The organism is Vicinamibacteria bacterium (assembly GCA_035570235.1).
Taxonomy (GTDB): domain Bacteria; phylum Acidobacteriota; class Vicinamibacteria; order Fen-336; family Fen-336; genus DATMML01.
The window spans coordinates 58,094-64,950 of record DATMML010000001.1 but is presented as its reverse complement, the minus strand read 5'-3'; the positions used below and the strand labels follow the sequence as shown (position 1 = coordinate 64,950).

Here is a 6,857-nt window from a genome sequence, read left to right as displayed (position 1 = left end):
GGGTCGAACGGACGGTGCGCGTGAAGCTCCAGGGGCGGCGGCCAACGATTCGGCCGCAGAGCTGCTGCCACTCGGTCCGGTGGCTCGGCACGCAGGCGGTAGAGTACAACCCAGAGGTCAGGTTGCCCTTCGTGAAAGCGGCGGTCACCAACGGTCTCGCGGTGACGTGGCTGCTGGGTGTGCGGCACAGCGACGATCTGCAGCGCCACCAAGTGTGGGCGGTCCAGGACCTCGTGGCCGTCGAGCTGGACAGTTGCACCCCGATGCAGGGCCCAGTCGTAAGCGGGCACGCCCGGGTCAAGCAGGCGTGGGCCCGGTACGGAGTACGCCACCAGAGGGCCGCCTAGGTCTGCAAGAGGCAAGCGGTAACTCCTCCAGCACTTAGCCACCTCGTTCGTGGACTCAGCGCGGCCATCGAACCGCCACGTCACTCCTGCATGCGGTGGCCACGGTTCCCAGCACGAAATGCCGCCGTCCGCGAGGCGTTCCACGGTCAGGGCGGATCGCAGGTCACGAAGGCCGTAGCGAAGCAGCACTACGTACCGCACGGGGGTAGCATAGCATCGTCACTTAAGTAGGCGCTGTCCACCCAGCGAGTTGACAAAGCCCGCGCGCGCTAGAATTGACGCGGGCTTTACACCTAACTCGTTGGGCGGCCTAAAGTGCTAGGGGAGGCGCACAAGTGCAGCTGTTGGTTGCAACCGCCATCACGGTGTTCATGACCCCGGCAGTACTTGCACGGTCGCAGTCTCCTGCGAATCTGCTCGATAGCATTACTGGGTCCTGGGTACTTGAGGGCACGATCGCTGGTAAGCAGACGACGCATGACGTATTCGCTGAATGGGTGCTCAACCGGCAGTATGTCCAGCTCAGGGAACTGTCGCGCGAGAAGGACTCCGCGGGGAGGCCCGCGTACGAGGCGATCGTGTTCCTGGAGTGGCAAGCGGATACGGGGCAGTATGCGTGCCTGTGGCTCGACTCGACCGGGGGGGGTGGTCTCTCCGCAGGGCCCATCGGCCATGCTAAGCCCGACGGCGACGACATACCCCTGGTGTTCGAGGACAAGGACGGGAGTCGCATCCACAACACCTTCGCGTACGACCGTGCGCACGACTCTTGGCAGTGGCGAATTGACAACGAGCGCGAGGGCCGACGTCAGCCCTTCGCACGAGTGACGCTCAGGCGAAAGTGAGTTGTCCCTCAGCAACGTGTCAAGCAGGCCACGAGAGGACAGGCTGCCCTTGGACCGGGCATGAGGCCACGCAGCCGCGGGTCCCGGAGAGCCCCCCTACGAGGAGTTGCAGCTGAAGACGCCCGCCTTCACCTCGGTCTTCGCAGCGGAACTCCGGTGGTGGGCGGACTTGTCGGGCGTCGTTTGGCGGGTTTGTTGAACCGAGTGGCCAAGAGCCTCGTGATGGCGTCTCTTGGCTGTTGCCTTTCAACGACGCTGCTGGCGTCTGCCGAGAATCCTAGACCGCAAGAGCTCCTGGCGCACATGGCGGAGGTGTATGCGGGCTGTCGGTCGTATCGGGATGCGGGCACCGTCAAGATGGTGCCCGGCATGAACATGCCCGTGCCGATCGAAGAGCAGATTTTCCGGACGGCATTCGTCAGACCTGACCGCTTTCGGTTTGAATTCGAGAACGCGGTTCATCGCGCGCGAAATATCGTTTGGAGGAATGGCTCGGAAGTCCGCGCCTGGTGGGCGTTCAGCTGGTACCCAGAGAGCCCTGAGTCTATCGGCGACGCCATTGCGGGCGCTACTGGGATATCGTCAGGCGCAGCCCATACCGTTCCACAGCTCCTGATGCCCGATGAGGTGAGCGGGTGGAAGCTGACCGAACTGACGCGGGTGTCTCTGCTGCCAGATGCTCAGCTGGCGGGCCACGCGTGTTTTCGAGTGCAGGGCGACCACGACGGCTATGCGGTCACCATTTCTCTGGATCAGACGACCTACCTAATACTGCGTATCGAGGAGGAACTACCGGCACGTTTCGGCGCTGTTCAATGTACGAGTTACGAGCCTGCCATCGGCGAAGACTTTGCTGTTCCGCCTTTCGATCCGCCATATCGAGGCGGCGCTCGGTTGGTAGTGCCAGTCGCCGCTGTCGCTGCGGTGCTACTGGGAGGAGGATTGGTGCTTCTGATCCGGAGGAGACGCCGGCGCGTTCTGGCTGCGGTAGGACCTGGTCCGGATGAATCGACTAGCGTCTCGAAACAGGGCCCGGCCCAATAAGGGGATGAGCGCGCAACCGCGCCGCCGACGCGGTGCCCACGCGGTTTAGATGTCGGCAGACGCCCTCCTGACCGGGCTTTGGCCTCCCACGGAGGCCGGCTCGCAGGCTGCTAGCCCTCGGAACCTAGGTGGCTTGTGGCGGGTGCGGGCAGCTTCCGCCCCGGTCTCAATTGGGGTTACGGGGAACGGATGAGGTTCGCGACCGAAATAGCCCTTCTGCTGTGCCTGCTCCCGTCCTTCGGCTTTCCGCAAGGGACCGCCTCCGCGACCGCGGTCGACCTGCAGGGACGGTTTCGGCGGCCTCCGGAGGACAGCCGCATCATGATGCGCTGGTGGTGGTTCGGCCCGTCGGTGACGCGGGAGGAGATCGAAGGCGAGATGCGCAGAATGAAGGCGGGCGGCATCGGAGGATTCGAGCTGGCCGTCGTCTATCCCCTGGCCCTGGACGACCCGGCCCGGGGGGTTCTCAACGAGCCCTACCTCTCGGCCCCCTTCCTCGACAAGGTCCGCTTCGCCGCACAGAAGGCGCGCGAGCTGGGGCTGCGGATGGACGTCACGGTTGGAAGCGGGTGGCCCTATGGCGGCCCTCACATCACGCCCGAGCTCGCCGCGACCCGCCTGCGCTCCGACCGCCGCGAGATCCCACCGGCGACGACGAGCCTCTCCCGGCCCGCGCCCTTCGCCGGCGACCGTCTTCTCGCCGCGTTCATCGGGCAAGGCGCGCTACGCGAAGTCGATCCCGCAAGCTTCCGCGAGCTGGACATCTCGGGCGAGGGGCCGATCCCGCTTCCGCGGGGCGAGGGGCCGCGCTCCGTCCTCCTGTACTTCGTCGGCCAGACCGGACAGGTCGTGAAGCGGGCGGCCCTCGGCGCCGAGGGATACGTGCTCGACCACTACTCGCGGGCGGCCGTCGAAACGCACCTGCGCGAGGCGGGCGACAAACTGCTGGCCGCGGCCGGACCGGGCGGCGTGCACGCGGTCTTCTGCGACAGCCTGGAGGTCTACGACGCGGACTGGACGACGGACATGCTCGACCAGTTTCGTCGGCGCCGCGGCTACGACCTGCGCCCACGGCTGCCGTTGCTCGACTACGACGTCGGGGAACCCACCGCTGCCCTGCGACGGGATTTCGGGCGCACCCTGACGGAGCTGTACCAGGAGCGCTTCCTGGCTCCCATGCACGAGTGGGCATCCCGCAACAAGGTCCTCCTCCGGATCCAGAACTACGGAACGCCGCCGGCATCGCTGGCCAGTTCCCGTTACGCCGACCTCGTCGACGGCGAAGGCTGGGGCTTTCGGACATTGACCGCGACGCGGTGGGCCTCCTCGGCCGCGCACCTCCTGGGCAAGCCGGTCACGGCGTCCGAGACCTGGACATGGCTTCATTCGCCGGCTTTCCGCGCCACTCCGCTCGACATCAAGGCCGAGGCGGACCAGCATTTCCTCGCCGGCATCAACCAGCTCATCGGCCATGGCTGGCCCTACTCGCCGCCGGCCGCGGGGACGCCGGGCTGGCCCTTCTACGCCGCCGCCGTGCTGAGCGACAAGAACCCGTGGTGGCCGGTCATGCCCGAGCTGGCCGTGTATCTCCAGCGCCTCAGCTTCCTCCTGCGGCAGGGCGATCCGGTAGCGGACGTCGCCCTGTATGCGCCCACCGAGGATGCCTGGTCCACCTTCAAGCCGGGCACGCCGGGCTACCTGAACCTCCTTGCGAAGATCGCAGAATGCATCGGCCCCCACGCCATCCCCGCCATCCTCGAGGCCGGCCACAGCTTCGACCTCATCGATGACGGGACCCTGGAGGAGGCGCGGCACCGAGGGTACGCGGTCGTCGTCCTGCCCGGTGTGCGCTCTGTCCCGGAGGCAACGCGGCGCTGGCTCGCCGCGTACGCCCACGAGGGCGGGACCGTGCTGGCGGTGCGGCGGCGGCCAGAGGGGGTGGAGTCCTCCTTCGAGCTTGTGGGAGAGGACGATCTCGCGCGCCGCCTCACCGCCGTTTCTCCGGACGTCACCCTGAACCCGGTCGTGCCGGAGATCGGATTCGTACACCGCCGGCTCACGGACGCCGACGTCTACTTCCTGGCCAACACCGGCCGGGAGCCCCGCGCCCTCACCGCCCGCTTTCGCGCCCAGACGCCGAACGCGGAGTCGTGGGACCCCATGACGGGCGCGAGCGAACGTCTGGCCTCCCAGGAGGGCGAGATCGCGCTTCGCTTCGAGCCCTACGGCTCGCGCGTGGTCGTGTTCCGAACGGAGGCCGGCTCCTCTTCCTTTTCCTTTGCCGCGGCGCGCTCCGTCATTGCGTCCCTTGAGCTGCACTTGGGATGGACCGTGAGCTTCGGCGGGAAGAACGACGCCATCGGAGTGGATCTGCCCCACTCGTGGGCCGAGGACACGGCCACCCGCTATTTCTCGGGCACGGCGACGTACCGGCGCATGGTCTCGCTTCCGGCCCCCTTTCGAACCCCGGGAACGCGGGTGTCGCTGGATTTCGGCGCTGCCAAGCCCGTCGAGCGGGAGGCGGCTCCCGGTGGCACGCTGCGCGGGAACTCCCTCGCCGCGCTCCTCGAGCCGCCGATACGCGAGGCGGCAGCGGTCTTCGTCAACGGCCGCCGCGCAGGCTCGGTCTGGGCCCCGCCCTACCGGATCGATATCACGGACCTCCTGCAGAGCGGGGCGAACGAGATCAGGATCGACGTCTACAACACCGCCATAAATCGGCTGGCCGAAGGCGGCCGGCTGCCGGACATGAAAGCCCTCGCTGAGCGCTACGGGCTGCGCGCGCGGCTGCAGGACCTGGAGGGGCTGCAGCCACTGCCCTCCGGGCTCCTGTCTCCGCCCCGCGTGGTGGCGGAGAGGTGAGCATCCCCTACCGGAGATCCATGGTCAGGCGGGTGACCGAGGCCGGGGCAAAGCGGTGCACGACGACCCCCTCGCGGGGGCGCGCGGCCGGGCTCTCCTTCGGCTCCACGGCCCGGGGTCGATCGAAACTGTTGTGGGCGTGGATGTCGTCGGCGGCGAGGGTGGTGGCCCGTACCGACGCTACCGAGCCTCCTCGCACCGTGATCTCGGCCTCGCGGGCCTCGCTCACGTGGGGATTGACGACGGTGAGCGTGAGCGTCTGGCCCTTGACCGTCGCCGATCCCGCCAGTCCCCAGAGGCTGCCCTTCGCCCCCACGCGCTCGTAGGTCACCGAGGGGGCGGAGAACAGGGCGCGGAGGGAGGTGCCGCCGGCGTGGGGCGCGTACATCTCGAACACGTGGAAGTTCGGCGTGGCTACGAAGCGATCCTCGTGGGCCAGGAACAGCGAGTGCAAGCAATTCACGAGCTGGGCCACATTCGCCATGGCGACCTTGTCCGCGTGCCGATGGAACGTGTCGAGGGTGAGCGCGGCCAGGAGGGCGTCACGCAGGGTCGACATCTGGCCGAGCAGATGGGTTGGATAGGCCTCCGTCCCCGGCCGGTGCCATGCCCCCCACTCGTCAACCACGAGCTTGACGCGGCGGCGGCGGTCGGTTTCCCCCATCGCCGCCCAGTGCTCCGAGATGAGGCCGTCCATCTTGTCAGCTTCCTTGAGCAACTCGTACCACTCGTCCACTCCGAAGCGGAGCGCGTCGCCCTTGCCCTCGTTCCAGTCGCTCGTCCGCCCCCCGCTGACGTTCCACGAGTAGTGGTGGAGCGCCCAGCCCCAGAGGGCGCCGAGCTGGCCCTCGCCCTTCTCTACAAGCGCGCCCAGGAACCTCCTCGTCCAGGAGACGTCCCCGCCGTTCGGCCCCGAGCCGATGAGGGCCAAGTCGATCCCGTAGCGGGGGAGCCAGGACGTGAAGCGCCGGAACTCGGTCGCGTACTCCTCGGGCGTAAAGTTCCCGCCGCAGCCCCAGGATTCGTTGCCCACGCCCCAGAAACGCACCCCGAAGGGCTCCTTCTCCCCCCCCGCCGCCCGCAGCTCGGCCAGGGTCGTGCTCCCGGCCGGAGAGTTGCAATACTCGACCCATTGGTAGAAGTCGCGGGCGGGCAGGCTGCGCAGGTTGGCCGCGAGATACGGCTGCATGCCGGACAGCCGACAGAACCGCGCGAACTCATTCGTCCCGAACGCGTTTGGATCGTACTTCTCGGGCCCTTCGGGCCCGGCCTTCATGCCGTTTGCCCAGAAGTTCGTGCGGCGGGGCCGGCTCTCCCGGGGCCCGACGCCGTCGCGCCAGTCGTAGCTGTCGGCGAAGCAGCCACCCGGCCAACGAATGACCGCCGCGGGAAGGCGCCGCATGTGATCGACGAGAACCTGGCGAATCCCGCCGACGTTCGGCACCCTCGATCCCTCGCCGACCCAGATGCCGTCGTAGACGACACCCCCGAGATGTTCTGCGAAGTGGCCGTAGACCTCGGTCGCGACCGCTCCGATGGGCTCGCCGAGGAGCACCTCGATCCGCGAGTCGGCGGCCCTCGCGGGGCGCGCGAAGAGGGCGCCCGCGGCGGCCAGCGCCGCCCGCGAGAGGAACTCGCGCCGTCCAGGATGGAGCATAGGCAAAGCTGACGGTCGAATGCCTGTGAAGAATACGCTCGAATCCCCGCCCCGGGAAGCCGGGCGCGGCTAGGCGGGTTCAGCGTGAGGCGGGAGGCCCGA

At 67.8% G+C, this 6,857-nt stretch carries 5 protein-coding genes; 4 read left to right on the top strand and 1 reads right to left on the bottom strand.

Annotated elements, in window-relative coordinates; genetic code table 11:
• The 4 genes from VN461_00265 to VN461_00250 all read left to right on the top strand — a co-directional run.
• Positions 1-347: hypothetical protein (locus VN461_00265; protein ID HXB53188.1), on the top strand; the 347-nt coding region annotated here is incomplete at its 5' end.
• A gap of 497 nt (positions 348-844) precedes the next feature.
• Positions 845-1,192 carry a hypothetical protein gene (locus tag VN461_00260; GenBank protein ID HXB53187.1) on the top strand — a complete coding sequence of 116 codons (348 nt, stop codon included), beginning with the start codon at positions 845-847 and terminating at the stop codon, positions 1,190-1,192.
• Between the two features lie 369 nt (positions 1,193-1,561).
• Entirely contained in the window at positions 1,562-2,236 is a 675-nt protein-coding gene (locus VN461_00255) for a hypothetical protein (GenBank protein HXB53186.1), read from the top strand.
• Between the two features lie 189 nt (positions 2,237-2,425).
• Positions 2,426-5,098, top strand: coding sequence for a glycosyl hydrolase (locus VN461_00250; protein HXB53185.1), 2,673 nt, complete (start codon positions 2,426-2,428; stop codon positions 5,096-5,098).
• Between the two features lie 7 nt (positions 5,099-5,105).
• Here the strand turns inward: VN461_00250 and VN461_00245 are convergent, their stop codons facing one another.
• Entirely contained in the window at positions 5,106-6,755 is a 1,650-nt protein-coding gene (locus VN461_00245; protein HXB53184.1) for an alpha-L-arabinofuranosidase C-terminal domain-containing protein, read from the bottom strand.
• Positions 6,756-6,857: the final 102 nt, after the last annotated feature.